This window comes from Streptomyces sp. NBC_01549, from assembly GCF_026339955.1.
Taxonomy (GTDB): Bacteria; Actinomycetota; Actinomycetes; order Streptomycetales; family Streptomycetaceae; genus Streptomyces.
The window spans coordinates 6,612,566-6,631,793 of record NZ_JAPEPW010000001.1 but is presented as its reverse complement, the minus strand read 5'-3'; the positions used below and the strand labels follow the sequence as shown (position 1 = coordinate 6,631,793).

At 71.4% G+C, this 19,228-nt stretch carries 15 protein-coding genes; all 15 read right to left on the bottom strand.

From position 1 onward, the window contains the following. From rfbC to asnB, 15 genes are read right to left on the bottom strand one after another with little or no spacing between them, the layout of a single operon-like run. A complete protein-coding gene (gene rfbC, locus OG819_RS29670; RefSeq protein ID WP_266622648.1) occupies nucleotides 1-552 on the bottom strand; it encodes a dTDP-4-dehydrorhamnose 3,5-epimerase in 552 nt (183 codons plus the stop codon). Then, the gene (locus tag OG819_RS29665) at nucleotides 549-1,790 is read right to left on the bottom strand and encodes a polysaccharide pyruvyl transferase family protein (protein WP_266622649.1); all 1,242 of its coding nucleotides are present in this window, start codon (nucleotides 1,788-1,790) and stop codon (nucleotides 549-551) included. Before OG819_RS29665 ends, rfbC begins: the two co-directional genes overlap by 4 nt. Further along, nucleotides 1,787-2,734 (bottom strand): glycosyltransferase family 2 protein, encoded by a 948-nt coding sequence (locus OG819_RS29660; protein ID WP_266651608.1) that lies wholly within the window; start codon nucleotides 2,732-2,734, stop codon nucleotides 1,787-1,789. The genes OG819_RS29665 and OG819_RS29660 overlap by 4 nt, the downstream gene beginning before the upstream one ends. Next, a complete protein-coding gene (locus tag OG819_RS29655) occupies nucleotides 2,731-4,038 on the bottom strand; it encodes a hypothetical protein (protein WP_266651606.1) in 1,308 nt (435 codons plus the stop codon). The genes OG819_RS29660 and OG819_RS29655 overlap by 4 nt, the downstream gene beginning before the upstream one ends. After that, on the bottom strand, nucleotides 4,035-5,318 hold the full coding sequence (locus OG819_RS29650; RefSeq protein ID WP_266651604.1) for a DUF4910 domain-containing protein: 1,284 nt from the start codon (nucleotides 5,316-5,318) through the stop codon (nucleotides 4,035-4,037). The genes OG819_RS29655 and OG819_RS29650 overlap by 4 nt, the downstream gene beginning before the upstream one ends. Continuing rightward, a complete protein-coding gene (locus tag OG819_RS29645) occupies nucleotides 5,306-6,331 on the bottom strand; it encodes an SDR family oxidoreductase (protein ID WP_266651602.1) in 1,026 nt (341 codons plus the stop codon). The genes OG819_RS29650 and OG819_RS29645 overlap by 13 nt, the downstream gene beginning before the upstream one ends. Nucleotides 6,332-6,334: 3 nt before the next feature. Next, nucleotides 6,335-6,982, bottom strand: a complete 648-nt coding sequence (locus tag OG819_RS29640) for a PIG-L deacetylase family protein (RefSeq protein WP_266622656.1) — start codon at nucleotides 6,980-6,982, stop codon at nucleotides 6,335-6,337. Beyond that, nucleotides 6,979-7,788 carry a glucose-1-phosphate cytidylyltransferase gene (locus OG819_RS29635; RefSeq protein WP_266622658.1) on the bottom strand — a complete coding sequence of 270 codons (810 nt, stop codon included), beginning with the start codon at nucleotides 7,786-7,788 and terminating at the stop codon, nucleotides 6,979-6,981. Before OG819_RS29635 ends, OG819_RS29640 begins: the two co-directional genes overlap by 4 nt. Continuing rightward, nucleotides 7,785-9,020 (bottom strand): class I SAM-dependent methyltransferase, encoded by a 1,236-nt coding sequence (locus OG819_RS29630; RefSeq protein WP_266651600.1) that lies wholly within the window; start codon nucleotides 9,018-9,020, stop codon nucleotides 7,785-7,787. The genes OG819_RS29635 and OG819_RS29630 overlap by 4 nt, the downstream gene beginning before the upstream one ends. Continuing rightward, nucleotides 9,017-10,258 (bottom strand): glycosyltransferase, encoded by a 1,242-nt coding sequence (locus tag OG819_RS29625; protein ID WP_266651598.1) that lies wholly within the window; start codon nucleotides 10,256-10,258, stop codon nucleotides 9,017-9,019. The genes OG819_RS29630 and OG819_RS29625 overlap by 4 nt, the downstream gene beginning before the upstream one ends. 2 nt (nucleotides 10,259-10,260) lie before the next feature. Further along, complete coding sequence (locus OG819_RS29620; protein WP_266651596.1) at nucleotides 10,261-11,565, bottom strand: O-antigen ligase domain-containing protein; 1,305 nt, start codon at nucleotides 11,563-11,565, stop codon at nucleotides 10,261-10,263. 1 nt (nucleotide 11,566) lies between these two features. Next, on the bottom strand, nucleotides 11,567-13,102 hold the full coding sequence (locus OG819_RS29615; RefSeq protein WP_266622664.1) for a right-handed parallel beta-helix repeat-containing protein: 1,536 nt from the start codon (nucleotides 13,100-13,102) through the stop codon (nucleotides 11,567-11,569). Between the two features lie 8 nt (nucleotides 13,103-13,110). Next, nucleotides 13,111-15,078, bottom strand: a complete 1,968-nt coding sequence (locus OG819_RS29610) for an alginate lyase family protein (protein WP_266622665.1) — start codon at nucleotides 15,076-15,078, stop codon at nucleotides 13,111-13,113. Further along, nucleotides 15,075-17,273 (bottom strand): bi-domain-containing oxidoreductase, encoded by a 2,199-nt coding sequence (locus OG819_RS29605; RefSeq protein ID WP_266651594.1) that lies wholly within the window; start codon nucleotides 17,271-17,273, stop codon nucleotides 15,075-15,077. The genes OG819_RS29610 and OG819_RS29605 overlap by 4 nt, the downstream gene beginning before the upstream one ends. Before the next feature lie 25 nt (nucleotides 17,274-17,298). Then, nucleotides 17,299-19,227 (bottom strand): asparagine synthase (glutamine-hydrolyzing), encoded by a 1,929-nt coding sequence (gene asnB, locus OG819_RS29600; RefSeq protein ID WP_266622668.1) that lies wholly within the window; start codon nucleotides 19,225-19,227, stop codon nucleotides 17,299-17,301. Between the last annotated feature and the right edge of the window lies 1 nt (nucleotide 19,228).

The following is a 19,228-nucleotide window of genomic DNA, read 5'->3' as shown; positions in this document are numbered from 1 at the left end:
TCAACCTTCTTGGTGCTTAAGGACCTCGGCGAGGCTCGGCGCCTCCCGGTCCCGCTGGGACATCGATGCGACCGGCAGCGGCCAGGGGATGGCGAGCTCGGGGTCGTCGAAGGCGATCGTCACGTCCTCGGCCGGATCGTGCGGGCGGTCGATCCGGTACGAGGTGTCGGCGGTCTCGGTCAGCGCCTGGAAGCCGTGCGCGCACCCCGCCGGGATGTACAGGGTCGTCTGCGTCTCGCCGGACAGCTCGAAGAAGGCCCGGTTGCGGTACGTCGGCGAGTCCGGCCGCAGGTCCACGACGACGTCGAAGATCCTCCCGTACGAGCACCGCACCAGCTTGGCCTCGCCTGCGCCGGAGCGCAGGTGCAGGCCGCGCAGCACGCCCCCGGCCGAGCGGGACAGGCTGTCCTGGACGAAGGCGTCCGGGTCGATGCCCACCGAGCGGACCACGTCGGCGTCGAAGGTGCGGCAGAAGAAACCCCGTTCGTCGGCGTACGGCGTCGGCTCGAAGAGGTACGCGCCGGTGATCTCCGGGACTTCGGTCGCCTTCATGGAGCCTTCCGCAAGGTGTGGGCGTGGTCGGCCGCAGGGAACAGGGCCGCGGTCAAGGAGTTGAACTGGTGCTCGAGTTGCCGGGCGGCGGCCAGGTTCCGCTCGGTGAGGGTCTGCCGCAGCTCGGCCGAACGCTTCTCCAGCGCACGGAACTGCTCGAGCAGCCGGTCGGCGTCGACCTCGCGCGCCGGGTGGCGGAACGCGCCAAGGCCCATCTCCGCCATGAGCGCGTCGCTCTTCGCCGCGTAGCAGAGAGCGAGCACCGGCGTACCGGTCTTCAGCGCGCAGATCAGGTTGTGGTAGCGGATCGCCACCACGGTGTCGGCAGCCGCCATCTCCTTCATCAGGTCGGCCAGTGAGGACGGTTCGGCAGCGGTGACCAGCGGCGAGTCCACCGCGTCGAGGATCGCGGCGACCACCGACGCGTCGCACTCGTCACCGGTGAGCAGCCGGACAGCCCTGCCCTCCTCGACCAGCGCGCGGACGAACCGGACCGTCCCGTCGAGGTAGCGCCGGTATATCTCATCGGCCCGGGCGCGATCGTCGTTGCCGCCGTGGAAGTCCATGACGCCGACGCAGACCGGGCCCGGCGGGGCCGGCGGGCCCGAGGGCGCGCTCGCCCGTGGCGTCGGCAGGGCGAACGCGAGGTCCGGGTAGACCTCGTCGCGCGCGGTGTCCACGCCCATCGCCCGCATCGCGTCGCGGGACTGCGCGTCCCGGTACGACCGGTACGCGGCCAGCCGCGCCGACCAGCGCACCAGGGCCCGGGTCGGCCGATTGCCGATCGTCGCGGCGCCGACGCTGACCAGCGCCACCCGGGTGCGCAGCAGCCGGCCACTCGCGCAGAGCAGGAACAGCGAGTACGGGAAGCCCCACGGCCGCAGCGGCAGTGTCGCCTCCAGGACGCCCATGCCCGGCACGATCACCACGTCGTGCCGGCGCACCCAGGCGGCGGTGCGGAAGACGTCGACGAGTTTGCCCAGCCCCTTCGCCGCGATCGCGCCCACACGCGACGCGGTCCGGTACTCCCCGCGGTACCAGTGCAGCCGCGTCGCGGGGATCCCGAACCGGGTCGTCACGGCCTCGGGTCCGCCGCACAGCGCGTCCACGACCGCCTCTGGGTGTTCGGCGCGGAGGTACCCGAGCACGGCTTCGAGTGATCCGTCGTTGCCGAGGTTGCCGGAGCCGAGCAGGCCGAACACCCCGACGCGCACCGGGGCCCTGTCCGCGGCCGTCATGCTTGCCTCCCCTCACGGCCGGCGACGAGGGCGTCGACGGAGACCGTGAGCAGGGCCGGGTCGACCGGGGCGCGGTCCTCGACTCGCTCGCCGGCGCCCGGCCGGACCCGGCTGGTCACCCACGCGGCCAGGTGGCGGTAGCACGCGCGCCGGTCGGCCGGGGACAGCGGCGCCCGCCGGATCGCCGAGGCGAAGCCCCAGATGTACTCGGCGAGCAGCCGGGGCGTCGGGTGCAGCGGGCCTGCCCGGCGCGGGTCCAGGTTGACGCACCGGGAGCGCTTGGAAGGGTTGGCCCGCTCGGCGCGGGTGGGGTGGTCGCGGCGGAAGTACAGCAGTTCCGGCACCTGGTGGAAGGGCCCGTGCAGGGTGATCTCGGCGACGAACGTGCGGTCCGCGTGGTGGTAGCTGTCCATCGGTTTCACCCGGCGCAGCATGTCGGCCCGCATCACCCCGTAGAAGTCGTCGCCACCCGGCTCGAACAGCAGACTGCGGAAGCGCTCCGGCGCGTGCGGGCAGTCGGTGGCGAGCCCGTACTCGTAGGGCACCTTCACCTCGCCGTCGCCGTCGATGACCGCCTGGTCGGTGTGCGCGAGGATCACCTCCGGCCGCTCGTCCAGCGCTTCCACGCAGCGCCGCAGCAGGTCGCGGCCGTAAAGGTCGTCGTGCGAGGCCCACTTGAACAGTTCGCCGCGGGACTCGGCGAACACATGGTTGTGGTTCGGCGTGGCGCCGATGTTCCGGGGCAGCCGGAGGTACCGGATGCGCGAGTCCCGCGCGGCGTACTTGCGGCAGATCTCCTGGGTCCCGTCGGTCGAGGCGTTGTCGGAGATGACCAGTTCGAAGTCCTCGTAGGTCTGGCCGAGCAGGGCGTCGAGCGACTCGGCCAGGTACTCCTCGCCGTTGTACACGGGCAGGCCGATGCTCAGCCTGGGTTGGACGGTCATGAGGTCCTCACTTCGGGGAGGGGATTGCGGTGGCGCTCGCGCAGGGCGGACCGCAGTTGCAGCCACCACACGGCCGAGCCGCTGATGGTCGCGGCGGCGACGCCCCAGGCCGAGCCGACCGTGCCGGCGGCGGCCGCCCCGCCGAGCCCGCCGCCGACATAGCAGGCGGAGGCGAACAGCTGGCAGCGCAGGCTGCGCCGAGCCGCGCCGAGCGCGCGCAGCCCGGCCGCCGCGCCGGTGCCGAGGCCCGCGCCCGCGACGCCGAGGGTGATCGGCACGATGAGCTCCGAGGCGGAGTGCCAGACGCCGCCGAGCACCAGCTCGCCGAACCGGCCAGGCATCAGCAGCAGCGCCCCGCCCCAGAACAGCGCGCCGGCGGCCTGTCCGCCGCCCAGCAAGAGGCAGAACGTGCCGAGCCGGTGCGGGGCCTGCCGTAGCACCCGTGCCGCCTCCGGGACGGTGACCAGCGAAAGCCCCATGAGCACCGCGAGGAACGGGCCGAGCAGGAGTTCGGCGCCCCGCACCGCACCCACCGCGCCGACCCCTACGATCGCGCCGAGCCCGTACGCCCGCAGTTGGCTCGCGCCACTGAGGCTGACGTTCTCGACCAGGTACCGGTACCCGAGATCGCGCTGCTCGCGAAGCCACCCGCGCGCCTCGTTCATCCGGGGCCGGATGCCGGACTGGATGTAGCCGTACGCCGCCGCCACCGTGGCGGACGCGCCCCAGGCGAGCACGAAAGCGGCCACACTGCCCGCACGGGCCGCCACTACCATGGCCGGGACGAGTGCGACACCCCACACGACGTCGTTGACGAACGCTTTCCGCCCGGCGCCGGCGGCGAAGAACGAGAACCGCCAGGCGTCCTGGAGCAGCAGCCCCGGCAACATGACAGCAAGGGCGGCGAACGCGGGCCCCACGCGGCCGCCGAGGCTCAGCCCGGCCACCAGGCACGCGGCGCCGAGGGCGGCACCGACGCCGAGCGCGGTACCCGTCGACCGGGCCACCGCCCCGCGCCAGGACGCGCCCGGCACGCCGCTGAAGCGCACCACGAGCGGATCGGTGGCCAGCCCGCGGGAGACGTTGAGCACCACGCCGTACGTCACCCAGGCGAGGCTGAACACACCGAACGCGGTCACCCCCAGTGAGCGGGCCACGTAGATGCCCACCGCGAAGTTGCTCACGCTGGAGGCCGCCTGGTCGGCCAGTCCCCAGGACAGCCGGCCGACGAGGGCCCGCCTGGCGGATCCGGCCGGTGGCGCCGTTGTCTGCGGATTCTCCCCCTCGGTGGTCATCGGCGTCATGCCTTGATCAACCCGGCGCCGTGCAGAGCACCGGCCGCGGCGGCGATGGTGTCGAAGGGCAGCCCGGACCGCTCGGCGACGTCCAGCAGACTGTGCTCGCCGTCGGAGAGGTTGAGCACCCAGAGCATGGCCATCTGGGCCTGCTTGGTGTCGCTGCGTCCGCCGAGCGCGTCGTACAACCCGCGTCGGCCCAGCTGTGGTTCGCCGTAGGGGCTGAGGTTGAGGTACCGCCGGTTGCGGTCGAGGACGGCGAATGCCTCGCGGCAGACGGCGAGCGTGTCCGCCATCGCCTCCGGGGAGACGAAGTCCAGGTTGTCCGCCGAGGTGTGGTACTCGGGGTAGCCGGCGTAGGGGGTCCGGGTGAGCGAGCCGACGCCGAGATCGAACCCGGGCGAGCAGAACTGCCGCTCGTCGTAGCCGTACGGCGTGAACTCGGTTACGTGGTACGGGCGTTCGGAGGCGGCCAGCACGTGCCGCAGCACCCGGTCGATCTCCGCGTCGCCGCGCCTGCTCTGCTTGTACGTCAGCTGGCCCGGGTCCCCGGCGCAGGCGAGCACGAGGCCGTGCTTGACCCGTTCCACCCGCTCCGCGTTGCGGGCCAGCCAGGTGATCGCCCCGATGGTGCCGGGCGCGAACAGGAACCGGTAGCTGTAGTACGGCGTCTGCTCCGCCAGCGCCCGGGCAAGGAGCGTCGCCACGGCGATGCCGGCCAGGTTGTCGTTGGCCAGCGACGGGTGGCAGACGTGGCAGGAGACGATCACCTCGTCGGCTACCTGTCCGGGGACCACGTGCTCGGCGTAGGTGAGGTGGCCGTCCGCGAGCGTGGAGTCGATGCGTACCTCGTACTCGCCGTCCGGCAGCGCGTCCAGGGTCTCCTGGGCCAGGCAGAACCCCCATTCCGGCTTGTAGTAACTCGTGCGGTACGGGACCCAGGACGGGTGGTCCGGCAGGGTGTGCAGGTGTCCGCGCAGCTCGGCCAGCGGCATGGTCGCCGACACCGGAACGCTGTAGCCGAGCACGTGCAGGCTGGACGCGGCGAAGTCGACGACCCGGTGGCCGGCCGTGTCGGCGATGTAGGCGTCCCGGATGTTCCACTCCTGCGGCACCGTCCAGTCGAGCACCTGCGTCCCGGTCGGCACCTCGTGCACCTGCAGCGGGACGTACTCGCCGACGATCTCCAGGGTGGCGCGCACACCGTCACCGGTGATGCTCCGACACAGCGGGTACAGCCGCTCCACCAGCGCGTACATCTCTTCGCCGGCGTCGGTCATCGGCGCCACCGCAGGGTGTCGTCGACGGTGCCGGCGTCGGTCGCCGCGCGCAGCACGGCAAGGCGGGTGAAGCGTCGCTCGAAGTCCTCCCGGGTCAGCCCGTGTTTCCGGTAGGCGTCGGCGAGTTCGAGCGCACCCTGCTTCACCGTCCACTCACAGTCGAAGTCGGGCACCGCGGCGCGGAACCGGGAGAAGTCCACCCGGTACGACCGCGGATCGGCACCGTTCTCTCCGGTGATCACCACCTTCGCGCCGGACACCGCCTCGGCGACCTGCTCGGCGATCTCTGCGACCATGACGTTGTTGATCTCGCTGCCGATGTTGAACGCCCGGTCGTGCACCGCTTCGCGCGGCGCGGTCAGCGCGGCCGTGAAGGCGCGTGCGATGTCGGCGGCGTGCACCAGCGGGCGCCAGGGGGTGCCGTCGGAGAGCACCAACACCTCGCCGGACAGGAGCGCGTGGCCCACCAGGTTGTTCAGCACGATGTCGGCGCGCAGCCGGGGCGAGTAGCCGAAGGCGGTGGCGTTGCGCATGAACACCGGGGTGAAGTCGCCGTCGGCCAGCGCGTGCAGGTCGTCCTCCACCCGCACCTTCGACTCCGCGTACGGCGTCACCGGGCGCAGCGGGGCGTCTTCGGCCACGAGGTCGTCGCCGCCGGAGGCGCCGTAGACCGAGCAGGTCGACGCGTACAGGAAGCGCCGCACTCCGGCGTCGCGGGCCAGCCGTGCGAGGCGGACGGACGCGTGGTGGTTGATGTCGTAGGTGAGTTCCGGCGCCAGCGATCCCAGCGGGTCGTTGGACAGCGCGGCCAGGTGGATCACGGCGTCCACCCCCGCCACGTGTTCGGCCGTGACGTCACGCAGGTCCACCCGCTCCCCCGGTGGGTCCGCGGGCGCCGGGCCAAGGACGCAGTCGGCGAACAGGCCGGCGTCAAGGCCGACGACCTCGTGCCCGGCGGCCGCGAGGACCGGGGCCATCACGGTGCCCAGATAGCCCTGGTGTCCGGTCAGTAGTACGCGCAAGGTTCAACCCCCTAGGTTGAGCGTGAGTTTGGCGACTGCGAACGCCTCGGCGTAGCGCGCGTGGCATTCGATGCCGCGGATCCGGGCAAGGCCGAGGAATGCCTCCCGGTCGTACCAGGGCCGGTGCCGCTGCGAGGGGTAGTGCTCCTGCAGCAGCCGCACCTTCCGTTCGGCAATCTCGGGCGACAGCGGCTGGTACGCCGCCGGTCGGCCGAGATCGCCGTCCCACTTGACGATCTCGTAGCCGAGCACGAGGTGGTCACGGAACGCGGTGGTCATCAGCTTCGCCAGGCCGCGGTGATCCTGATGAGCGTCATCGGTGCGCGGCGCAAGGACCAACTCCGGTTCGGTCTGCAGGCGCAGCTCCTCGACCGCGGCCTTGGCCTCCTCCCAGTGCGCGGGCAGCCGTCCGTCCGGCAGCTTGTGCACGGTCAGCCGCAGGTCGGCGCCCGGGCAGAAGGCGGCGAGCGCGGCCTGCTCCTCCTGCTCCCGCTCGCTGCCACCGCCGGAGAGCACCAGCGCGTCGACGCGGATACCCGGTCGCGCGAGGCACAGCGTCAGCAGCGTGCCGCCGGCGCCGATGGCGATGTCGTCGCAGTGCGCGCCCACTGCGACGATCCGGTCCAGCCGCCCGGCGCCGAGCTGGATCATGCGGTCCTCACTCCGGCGTTCGCCCCCGCGCCGTCCCGTTCCCACACGGCCCACGGACGGTCGCCCCGGGCGTAGGCGTCGTCGAGCGCGGCCCGCTCCTTCACGGTGTCGGTCGGCTTCCAGAAGCCGCGGTGCTGGTGCGCCACCAGCCGTCCCCGCTTGGCCAGTTGGGCACATCCGTCGGCGACCAGGTCCCCGTTCTCCGGTATGTGGTCGAAGACCTCCTGGCGGAGCACGAAGTAGCCGCCGTTCTCCCACAGCGGCATGTCGCTCACCGCGGTGATGCCCCCCACCAGGCCGTCCTCGCCCAGTTCCACGCAGTGGAACGAGGACTGCGGCGGTACCACCATCATCGACGCACCGGCGTCGCGTCGGGCGAACCGGTCGATCATCTCCGGCAGCGGGACGTCGGTGAGCACGTCGGCGTAGTTGGCGAGGAACATCTCGTCGCCGTCCAGGTGGTGCCGTACCCGGCGCAGCCGCTCCCCGATCGGTGACTCGATGCCGGTCTGCGCGAACGTGATCGTCCAGTGGGCTATGTCGGTGGACAACAGCTCGGGCCGCCCGCCCCGCAGCACGAAGTCGTTGGACGCCGTCTCCTCGTAGTTGAGGAAGAAGTTCTTGATGTGGTGAGCCCCGTAGCCGAGGCACAGGATGAACTCCGTGTGGCCGAAGTGCGCGTAGTAGCGCATGACGTGCCAGATCAGCGGTCGCGGCCCGACCATCGCCATCGGCTTGGGCACGTCGTCGGAGGCTCCGTTACGCATGCGCATCCCGTAACCGCCGCAGAACAGAACGACCTTCATGACTTGACCTCGACAATGCTCAGTTCCGGGATCGGAAACACCAGCCGGCCGCCCCAGTCGTGCACGAAGGACAGCTGCTCGACCAGCTCGGCCCGCAGGTTCCACGGGAGGACGAGGACGTAGTCCGGCTTGTCGGCGGCTATCTGCTCGGGCGGCAGGATCGGGATGCGGGTGCCCGGGGTGAACCTGCCGTGCTTGTACGGATTGCGGTCGACCGTGTACGCGAGCAGGTCGGGCCGGACACCGCAGTGGTTGAGCAGGGTGTTGCCCTTGCCCGGGGCGCCGTAGCCGACGACCGTCTCGCCGCGCTCGGCCGCCTCGATGAGGAACCGCAGCAGGTCTCGGCGCACCTTGGCCACCCGGGCGGAGAACTCGGTGTACCCGGACAGCTCCTGCAGCCCGGCGGCCTTCTCCCGGTCCAGCACGTCGGCGACCCGACGGGTCGGCTCGTCGGCCACCTCGGCAGGCCGGGCCCACAGCCGGATGGAGCCGCCGTGCGTGGGCAGCAGCTCGACGTCCACGAGCGCGAGTCCGCCGCTCGCAAGGGCTCGCGTCGCGGACGCGACCGTGTAGTACTGGAAGTGCTCGTGGTAGATCGTGTCGTACTGGTTCTCCTCGATCAGGGTCAGCAGGTGCTGCACCTCGATGGAGACCCAGCCGTCGTCGGCGACCAGGGCGCGCAGTCCCCGGGTGAACCCGACCACGTCGGGGATGTGCGCGTACACGTTGTTGGCCACGACCAGGTCCGCCGGCCCGTGCTCGGCGCGGACGGCGGCGCCGGTGGCCGGGTCCAGGAACGCCGTGAGCGTGGGCACACCCGCCTCCCGCGCCGCGGCGCCGACGTTCACCGACGGCTCGATGCCGAGGCAGCGGATCCCGCGGTCCACCACGTGCCTCAGCAAGTACCCGTCATTGCTCGCCACCTCGACCACGAAGGCGTCGGGGTCAAGACCCAGCCGCTGTACGGCGTCGGCGACGAACGTGCGCGCGTGCTCCACCCAGGAGGTCGAGTAGGAGGAGAAGTACGCGTACTGCGTGAACGTCTCCTCCGGCGTGATCAGCGGAGGGATCTGCGCGAGCCAGCAGTCGGTGCAGACCCGCAGGTGCAGCGGGTACGCCGACTCCGGCTGGTCCAGTTGGTCCGCGGCGAGAAAGCTCTCGCACGGTGGCGTCGCCCCAAGATCGACGACGCTCGTCATCGCTTCCGAGCCGCAGAGTCGGCATCGTGTCATCTGCTGTCCCCATCCCCCCTGCTCGCGCGGGTGTCTCCACCGCGAGCCAGTGCTGACCGACCCGCGATCGCGGTGCGGTACTCATCCACCAGGCGCTCCAGGCCGACGGCCGGGCTGAATCCCTGCTCGTAGCGGCGCCGGGCCGCCTGGCCCATCTCCCGGTTGCGGGCCGGCTCGGCCGCGATCCGGCGTATGCAGGACGCGAGCGAGGCGGGCTCGCCCGGCCGGTGCAGCAGCCCGGTGACGCCGTCCTCGACGAGTTCGACGAAGGCGCCGTGGCCGGCGGCGACGGTCGGGACCCCGGCCGCCATCGCCTCCACGACCACCAGGCCGAACGCCTCCAGCCACGTCGAGGGAGCCACCACGGCGACCGACCGCGCGATGGCCTTTCGGCACTCCGCCGCGTCCAACAGGCCGATGTAGCGCACATCGTCCCGGCCTGCCGCCCAGGCGGTGACCTCTCGCTCCAGTGGCCCCGCGCCGGCGATCACGAGCGGGACGCCCACACCGCCGCTCGCCGTGATCTCGTCCCACGCGGCCATGAGCAGCCGCACACCCTTGGCCTCCGCGAGCCGGCCGAGATAGAGCAGATGCTCTCCCCCGCCCGCTCGGCAAGTGCCCGGATCGGGCACGAAGTTGTGCTTCAACGCCAGCCGCTCGGCCGGCATGCCGGACCGCACCAGGACGTCGCGCTGCGCCGCGGAGATGCAGAAGAACCGCTCCACGCCGGACCACCACCGCCGCCTGTTGACCGACAGGCTGACCGCGAGCGGCACCGTCGCAAGGCGGGAGTTCCGGTAGCAGCCGTGCCGGACGGCGGGCAGCGGCGCCGATCCGACGCACTCGGTGCATGGTCGGCCGTCCCGCTGCAGCGTGCCGGGAGGGCAGACCTGCGTGTAGTTGTGCAGCGTGGCGACGGCGGGCACACCGGCGTCGGCGCAGGCGGCAAGCACCGCGGGCGACAGGAGCGGGAAGACGTTGTGGACGTGCACCACGTCCGGCCGCTCGGTGCGCAGCCGAGCGGCGAGCTCCGCGCGCACCGCCGGGTTCCACGGTACGAGGAGCGGCACCGCGACCTTGCCGAGGAGGGAGCGGGCGGCGATGTCGTCGCTGCGCCGCTCGAACACCTCGACCCGGTGGCCGGCCGCGCGCAGCAGCTCCACCTCCTGGTCGACGACCTTGTTCTCCCCGCTCGGCTGCGCCGAGGCGTAGCGGTTGTGCACCACGAGGACGTGCATGCTCAGGTCACCTCCGATCTACGGGCCCAGCGCGGGATGTGTCGTCGAGGGACTGCGGGCGTCGAGAGGGGAGCGGCCTCGGCGGGTGCCGCCAGCAGCGAGGCGGCCAGGGCCAGATGCAGCAGATACGGCGAGGCGTCGCCAAGACCGGCCTCGGTACACGACGCGATCGCGCAGTAGCCGATCAGGAAGATCGCGCAGGCTCTCTGCAGCGACGGGGGCCGCAGCAACGCGACGCCGCCCAACACGATGATGATCGCCGCGACGAGGGTGACGCCGATCAGACCCTGCTCGTTGTAGACGGCCAACCAGCTGTTGTCGATCGGCAGCCCGCCGAACGACTTGTCGCCCAGGCCCACGCCGAACAACTTCTCCGAGGTCGACCGGGGCGCAGCCAGCAGGGCGTCCCAGACCTTGGCCCGACCGGTGAGGTTGGAGAAGTTCTCCTTGCTCTGTCCGCGCAGGAACCACGCCTGCAGCGCGGAGGCGAACCCCACCGCGGCCACCACGGCGCACAGCACCGCCCAGGTGAAGAACCGGCGGGCTGCGGCGCTGGTCAGGATGAGCGAGCCGATCGCCAACGCCAACCCGATGAACAGGCCGAGCGTGGCCGTCCGGGTATGGGTCAGCGCGAGCAGCACGAATGACGGCACGATGACCACCGCGGCGCTGGCCCCGTCGGTCCGGCGGCCCAGAACGAGCAGCACGGTGAGCCCGATGATCACCGCTGCGTACTGCCCGATCTGCGGCGGGGTGAGTGGCCACAACGCGCCGACAAGGCGTCCGCCGTAGAGGTCGGGCAGGGCCGCGCCCGGTGAGACGACCAGGCCGGCGGCCACCGATCCGAGCACCGCGAAGTACATCCGGATGTGGTACCGGACGAACGTCAGGCTGCCGTCCCACCAGCGGCTGAGCAGCCACAGTGTGCCGATGAAGAGAGCCAGCCGGCCGCAGCGGAACAGCGCGCCGATCCCGGACTCCAGGTTCGCGCTGGAAATCACGCTCGGCACCAGTAGCAGGGTGAGCAGGAGCACGTAGGCGCTGGCTCGGATGCGCAGCCGAAGATTGACCGCGAGCGCCAGCGCGAACGCGGCGACCAGCGCGCCCATGGTGACCATCTGGATGAGGGAGCGGGGCAGCGGGACGATGGTCTTCGCCCCGGCGGAGCCGAGCGTGTTGAGGATCAGCAGCCCCCAGGCGACCCCGACGATCCTCGGTGTGCCGGCCGGGCGCGGTTCGGCGCCGGGCCGCGTTCCCGCCGTGTCCCGTCCGCCCGGCAACCCGCCGCGCGTCAGGTCCCCGCCCATCTCAACCACCAACTTGTAGGTCGAGGGTGCTGCCCTTGTCCTGCAGGTACGGCGTCCCCTGCCACTGCCCGAAGTCGAGTATCCGGTCCGGGTCGTGGGCGACGAACTTCCATGGTCCGACGTAAACGTTGTCGTGCCAGCGGTTGTGCTGCTTCTCGGTGATCGCGTCGGCCACCCCTTCGCCCTGGTACGGCGACCAGTCCGGATAGGTGCCGTAGTTGGCCAGCACCGCCATGCGGTCGCACTTCTCCGTGCACTTGACGACGGACTTGTCGAGCACGAAGCGGTTGCCGTGGATGTCCGCCCGCTGGGTCTTCCACCGGCAGTCGGCGTAGAGCGGTGCCTTGGCGATCGCCGGCTTCGCGCAACGGTCGGTGTCCCGCACCAGCAGGGTGCAGTCACCGGACGAGGTGTTGGCCGGGCTGTTGCAGAACCGGTCGGCGTTCTCCCACAGGGTGATCCCGGACCAGTTGTTCTCCAGCACGTTCCGGTAGATCTCGATCTTGTCGGTGCGGGCCGGGATCCGTGGTTCGCCGCCGGACTCGGACAGGTAGACGGTCGCGTACGGGAAGTTGTCGCCGCTGTCGGCCTCCCTACGGCCCTCGACCCAGTTGTTCCGCCGGATCGTGTTGTCCCGGATGACCGCGTTGTAGCTGGTCTCGTAGATCAGTGCGGCACCGTCGTTGGCCTCGATCACGTTGTTCTCGATGCGGAAGTCGTTGTTGTTGGTGTCCGCCCACAACCCGGGTCCGCGGTTGTCGTGCACCCAGTTGCCGCTCACGTCGGCGCCGTCGACGGCCCAGAACTTGATGCCTCCGGTGCAGCCGCAGCCCTTCCGCCGCCGCTCCCAGTCGCCAGTGTTGTTGCCCACGATCTCGTTGCCCTCGACCACCAGGCCGGTGATGCGGCCGTTGCCCTTGTACGCGTTCATGCCGTACTGACCGTTGTCGCGCAGGCAGCTGGCGCGGACCTGCTGGCGGGCACCGGCCATCAGCCCGGCGCCGGAGTTGTCCTGGATCTTCGCGTGTTCGATCACCCACCCGTCGGCCGAGTCATGGTTGACCACGCCCTCGTCCTGCGGTGCGACGAAACCCTGCACGGTCAGATAGCGGATGGTGACATCGCCGGCGGTGCCGGCGAAGGCGTACTGGTTGACCTTCCGGCCGTCGAGCACCGCGCCCGGCGCACCGAAGTAGCGGTCCCCCTCCTTGGGGATGACCTGGGCGTAGCGGTCCGGGTCGAGCCTGTGCTTGCCCGGTCGAAGCCAGAACGTGGTGTTCGGGGGGCTGCTCTTGGTCTTCGCCGCCAGGTCACCGACCACCGCGGGATCGACGGTCACCGCGCCCGCCGGCGCCTTCGCCGGCCCGGCCGCGGGGTTGGCGCACACCCGGGCCACGGATCGGGCCGCGGACGTGGACGGCGCAGCGGTCGGCTTCGCTGCCGGGGCGCCCGACGTGTTCTCACAGCCGGTCGCCGCCAGCAGGGCCAGCGCCAGCGGTGCCGCCGCCAACGCCCGGTGCCGCCTCTTGATCCCCACGCGCCCCCCTAGCCGCGGAACCTGAGCACGGTGGTGAACCCGTCCGCGCCGTCGGCGAAGCCGGTGCCGACCAGCGTTGTGGTGGGTTCCTTGCGCCCGAATCCGGCGGAGTACCAGCCCAGCGGCGGGTCGGTCTCGCCGCGATGCGCCCGCCAGGACAACTGCCCGGGCAGGTCGAGCACCGCGGAACGCCCCTCACCGTCCCGGATCCAGGTGAGCACTACCCGGTTCCCCACCAAGTCCGCGGCGATCGCCGGGCCGAGGTGGAACGCCAGGTGCACGGCCCGGCGCGGGCCGCGCACCTCGTCGACCACCCGCAGCTCCTGACTCGCGGCCGTCAGCTCCACCCGGCGGCGGTGCACGGAGCCCTGGTAGCCGTCGTGCTCGGCACACCAGCGGGCCGTCCCCCCGTCGGAGGCGTCGGATGTGTCCGCGACCAGGACGCGGCTGCGGGCATGCCGGGTCCACAGGAACGGGCCGCCGGAGACGGACTGGTCACTGCCATCCAATTGCAGGGTGTTGTGGCCGAGGGTCGACCGGAAGTACTGCCGCCACTCGGGCTGCCCGTGGTAGCAGAACGTCCCCGGGTCGGCGAGCACGTCGACCCCGTCGTGCCGGACCTCCACGGACAACGCGTCCGCGTGGGCATGCGCGGCGATGGACAGGAAGCCGTGCGGACCACCGTCGCAGCGGCACCAGATCTCTCCCGGCCCGCGCAGGACGGTGAGCCCCGCGTCGGCGAAGTGGGCCGGTCGGCTTGCCGGGCGGGTCACGGCCGGTGCAGTTCCGTCTTCCGAGTACGGCCGGATGAGCGCGGCCAGCAGCGGGGTGCGCACATCACTGCCGGTCACCGCCGGCCACCATTCGAGCCGGCCGAACACGGCGTCGCCGGTGGCCAGCAGCGAGGCCCAGCGGTCGGTGCCCGCGCCGTCCACGACCAGACCGTACCCGTCGTCCGTGTCCCCCTGGCGCGGCGGCCGCAGCCGGCTGTCCACGATGGCCGCGAGCGTGTCGGTCATCCGCAGCAGCACCAGCCGGATCGACGCGGGGACCGGCACGTCGGCGGCATCCGCCTCGGCCACCGCGGCCAGGCCGAGTTCCAGCACAAGTCCGTGATACTCGGTGGCCAACTCGCGGTTGAGGCCGGAGTCGAAGGTGTTGCTGCGCAGATGCCGCTCCAGCGACCGCAGCGCGTCGGCTCGCCAACGCGCCGAGGAGGGGAACCACCCGAACGCGCAGGCTGCGGCGAACTGCCCGGCGGTCTCGGCGATGACGTGGTTGTTCGCCGAAGACCCTCGGCTGGGGAAGGCGGCCAGCCAGCGCTGGTGGTGCCAGATCTGGTTCAACGCCACCGGGTTGCCCTCGAACAGCCCGGTCGCGCCCGGCCAGCCGTCGAGCAGCCGGCGGATCCACACCCAGGACAGCAGCCGGATGCCCAGCTCGATGCCGCTGATCCAGTGCACGCCGCGCAGCGGTGGGTTGGCCGCCCACCACGACCGCAGGTGCTCGGCCACGCGCTCGGCGTACCGCTCGTTCCCGGTGATCGCGTAGGCGGCGGCGAGCACGGTGAGGTACTGATGCCGGGACAGCTCCCAGATCTGCTTGATGTCCCCGACCGCGTCCTCGTTCCGATACGGCACGTCGAAGGCGTAGCCCCACGGAGCCCGGCGCCCGGTCTTCGGGTCGCACCACCAGTCCGGGTCGGTCAGGTCGTCGCGGACCACCCCGAAATACTCGACGTGCCCGTACATCAGCCGGTCCGCCTCGGCAATGAGACGTTTCGCGGCGTCCGGAGGTATCGCGGCGATCGTCCCGGCGGGCAGCACCGCGGTGAACCGGGCGCCGGTCATGCTCGGGCAGTCCGGCTGCGCCGACCGCCACCGCCGCCTGCGCACCGCGTCGCCCGCCCGGCCGCCGACCTCCCGCGGTCCCATCCGGGACAGCCGCCGCAGGTACCAGCCCGCGCTCATGGTCATCGCGCCCTCGCCAGCGTCACCGGCGCGCCGCCGACCAGGCCGGCCTGCACGGCGAGGGTGGCCGAGGTGGTGGCGCCCAGCGACTCCAGCGGCACCGGCATCGGCCCGCCAGTCCGCACGGCCTTGATGAACGCGGCCAGCTCGGCGGACTGGCCCTTGTCCCGAGCCTTGGGCAGCCGCGAGCTGACCCACCGCTTGCGGCGGCCGTCGTACACAGTGGCACGGACGAAGTCGTCGAGCCGCAGCACCTTGCCGTCCGCGACAAGGTCCAGCGTCTCCTTGGGGAAGCCGGCCGCGCCGGTGGTGACGTAGCTGATGGTGGCGGTGGACCCGTCCGGGTAGCGGAGCACGACCTGCAGGTCCTCGTTGCCGGACGTGGCGACCGCGTACACCGAGACCGGGTCGGCCTCGAGCAGCCAGCTCGCCGTGTCGATGAAGTGTCCGCCCTCGCCGGCGAACCGCGAGCCCTCGGTGCCCTGTTGGAGGTACCAGCTGCCGTGCTGCAGCCGGCCCGCGTTGACCAGGTAGCGCAGGCTCGCCGGACCGGTCCGGGCGCCGAACCTCTTCCTGGTCTCCTGCAGCAGCGGCGCGAACCGGCGGTTGAAGCCCACCTGCAGCCGGTCGTTGCCGGACTCCTCCACCGCCGCGAGTACGCCGGCCAGCTCGTCCTCGGTGAGGGCCAGGGGCTTCTCCACGAACACGGTCTTGCCGGCCAGCAGTGCTCTTCGGGTCAGTTCGGCGTGCGAGCTGTGCCGGGTGACCACGAACACCGCGTCGATGGACTTGTCGCCGAGCACGGCGTCGAGATCGGTGGTCGCCTCGGCGAAGCCGAACTTCCGCTGCGCGTTGGCCGCGGACAGCGCCGTCGTGGTGACGACTGTCGACAGCGTGACTCCGTCGCGCTGTGCCAGGTGCGGCAGCAGCATCGACGTCGCGTAGTTTCCCGCGCCGACGAACGCAAGGCGTACCGGCGTCTTGGCGGCCCGGGCCGGCGTGGACACTCCGCCGCTGGGTCGCTTCACCGCGGGCACGGCCACCGCCGGGGCCACTGCTTCCTTCGTTTCCCCCGCGTGTTCGGGGTACCGGAACAGCACAGCCACGGCCTTGAGGTCGCCCTCCTTCAGGCGCTGGTACGTCTCGACGGCGTCATCGAAGTCGGCGATGTGGGAGACCAGGGGCTCCACGTCGACGCTGCCGCGGGCGAGGAGATCGAGGAAGCACGCCAGGTTGCGGCGCTCGGTCCAGCGCACGTAGCCGATCGGGTAGTCCCGCCCCTCGAGCTCGTACGCCGGGTCGTAGCGCCCGGGGCCGTACGAGCGCGAGAAGCGGACGTCGAGCTCTTTCTCGTAGTACGCGTTCCACGGCAGGTCCAGGCGGCACTTGCCGATGTCGACGACCCGGCCGCGGTCCCGGCAGAGCCGGGCGGCCAGCTCGACGGGCTGGTTGCTGCCGCCGCCGGCGGCCAGGTACACCTGGTCCACGCCGTGACCGCCGGTGAGTTCGGCGACGGCGGCTTCCACGCTGGCGGCCGCGGGATCGCCGCAGGCCGCGGCACCCAGGCGCTCGGCGAGCTCGCAGCGCACCGGGTCGGGGTCGACCCCGACGACGCGGACCCCCGAGGCGGCAAGGAGCTGCACCACCAGCTGCCCGATCAGCCCGAGGCCGATGACCAGCGCCACGTCGCCGAGTTGCGGCTCGCCGCGGCGGACGCCCTGCATCGCGATCGACCCGACGGTGCCGAAGGCCGCGTGGCGCGGCGCGAGGCCGTCCGGCACCCGGGCGTAGAGGTTCTTCGGCACCCAGTTCAGCTCGGCATGCAACGCGTGCTCATTGCCGGCGCAGGCCACGAGGTCGCCGACCGCCACGTCGTCGATCCCGGTGCCGACCTGCTCGACCACCCCGCACAGTGAGTAGCCCAGCGGCGTGTAGGAGTCCAGCTTGCCCATCACCTTGCGGTAGGTGGCGGGCACCCCGTTGGTGGCCACACTCTGCATGACCTTGGCCACCTGGTCCGGCCGGGAGCGGGCCTTGCCCAGCATCGACATGCCGGCCTCGGACACCTTCATGAGCTCGGTTCCGGTGGATATCAGCGAGTAGGCGCTGCGGACCAGCACACCGCCCGGCTTGCACCCCGGCACGGGCACCTCGAGCACCGCCAGATCGCCACTCTTGTAGTTCTGAACAACCTGTTTCACCCGAACTCCTCATGTTTAAACGCCGTCAAGCCGCTTGGCTCTGGCCGGAGCCAGAGGTCGCGCCGCGATACCAGTACTCGAGGGTCAGCACATGCCACAGATGCTTGGAGAAGTCCCGCTGCCCGGCGGCGTCCTCGGCGACCATGCGCGCCAGGGCGTCGCGGCGCAGGAGCCCGGAATTGACGAGCAGGCCGTCGTTGACCACCTCGCGCACCAGCGGTGCCAGATCCCGGCTCATCCAGGCGCGCAACGGGGCGCTGAACAGGCCCTTGGGCCGGTAGACGATCTCCCGGGACAGGATCGAGGTGGCCGCCTCCTTGAGGACGGCCTTGCCCTGTCGTCCGACGATCTTGCGATCGCCGGGCACGGCGAACGCCGCCTTGACCACCTCGACGTCCACATACGGCACCCGTACCTCGGTCGACGCCGCCATGCTCGACCGGTCCGTGTACGTGAGGTTCAGGCCCGGCAGGAACATCCGGGCGTCGGTCAGGCACATGCGGTTGACGAAGTCGTCGAGGTCGTTGTCCTGGTAGACGTCCGCATGTTCGCTCAGCACGTCGTCGACCGTCCCGGCCAGGTCCGGATCGAGAAGGGCGAGCAGCTCGTCCTGGTCGTACATGGTGTAGCTGCGCCGGAACGCGGTCTCCTCCGGCAGATCGGCGAAGGAGAGGAACCGCTTCGCGAAGCGCACCGACCGATACCCCCGGCGGGACGTGGCGACCGGCAGCCGGTCCACGACCCCGGACACCCCGCGGCGCAGTGGCCGCGGGACGCGCTGGTAGCGCAGCGCGAGCAGGTTGGCCAGATGCTTGCGGTACCCCGCGAACAGCTCGTCGGCACCCATCCCCGAGAGCATCACCTTGACCCCGGCCTCCCGGGCGGCCGAGCAGATCAGGTACGTGTTGATCGCGGCGGGGTCGCCGATCGGCTCGTCCAGGTGGTACGTCATCTGCGGCAGCAGGTCGAGCACGTTCGGGGCGATCTCGATCTCGTGCAGGTCGACGCCGAACCGCTCGGCCACCTGCCGGGCATAGCGCAGGTCGTCCGGCATCGCCTCGAACTTGGCGTCCTCGGCGCGGAAGCCGATCGTGTAGGCGGAGATCCCGGGTTGGTGGCGGGCCGCCAGCGCGGTCAGGTAGCTGGAGTCGAGGCCGCCGGAGAGGAAGGTCGCCACGGGTACGTCGGAGAGCAGGTGGCGCCGGGTCGACTCCTCGACGATGGCGGCGAGGTCCGGCTGCTCGCCGGCCCGGGCCCGCTCCCGGCCCTCGGCGGCGACGTCCTTCAGGTTCCAGAACCGGCCGCGCTCCACCCGGCCGTCGGGCCGGCACCTCAGCCAGCTCCCCGGCGGCAGCTTCTCCGCTTCGCGGAACGCGCAGCGCGAGTCCGGCACCCAGTAGTACAGCAGTGAGGCCACCAGCGCCGCATGGTCCACCTGCAGCGACCCGCCGGTCGCGGCGGCGAGCGCCTTGAGCTCGGAGGCGAACATCAGGCCCCCGCCGCGCCGGAGCAGGAACAGCGGCTTGATGCCGAGCTGGTCGCGGGCGAGCACCAGGTCACCGGTTCGCTCGTCGAAGATGCCGAACGCGAACATGCCGCGCAGTCGGGGCAGGCAGTCCGTGCCCCAGCGCCGCCAGGCCTCAAGGAGTACCTCGGTGTCGGAGGTACCGCGGAAGCGCACCCCGGTGGCTGCCAGCTCGGCACGCAGCTCGGGCGCGTTGTACAGCTCGCCGTTGTACGTCAGGGCGAGGCCGTCCGAGACCATCGGCTGGGCGCCGGTCTCGGACAGGTCGATGATGGCCAGCCGGCGGTGCCCGAGCTGCACTTCGCCGTCACCGACGGGGTGGCCGTAACGGCCCGCGCCGTCCGGGCCGCGGTGGGCGAGGGTGTCGGTGAGCCGGTCGGTCACGACCTTTCCGTCCGGCCATCGGTAAGTGCCTGCGATGCCACACATG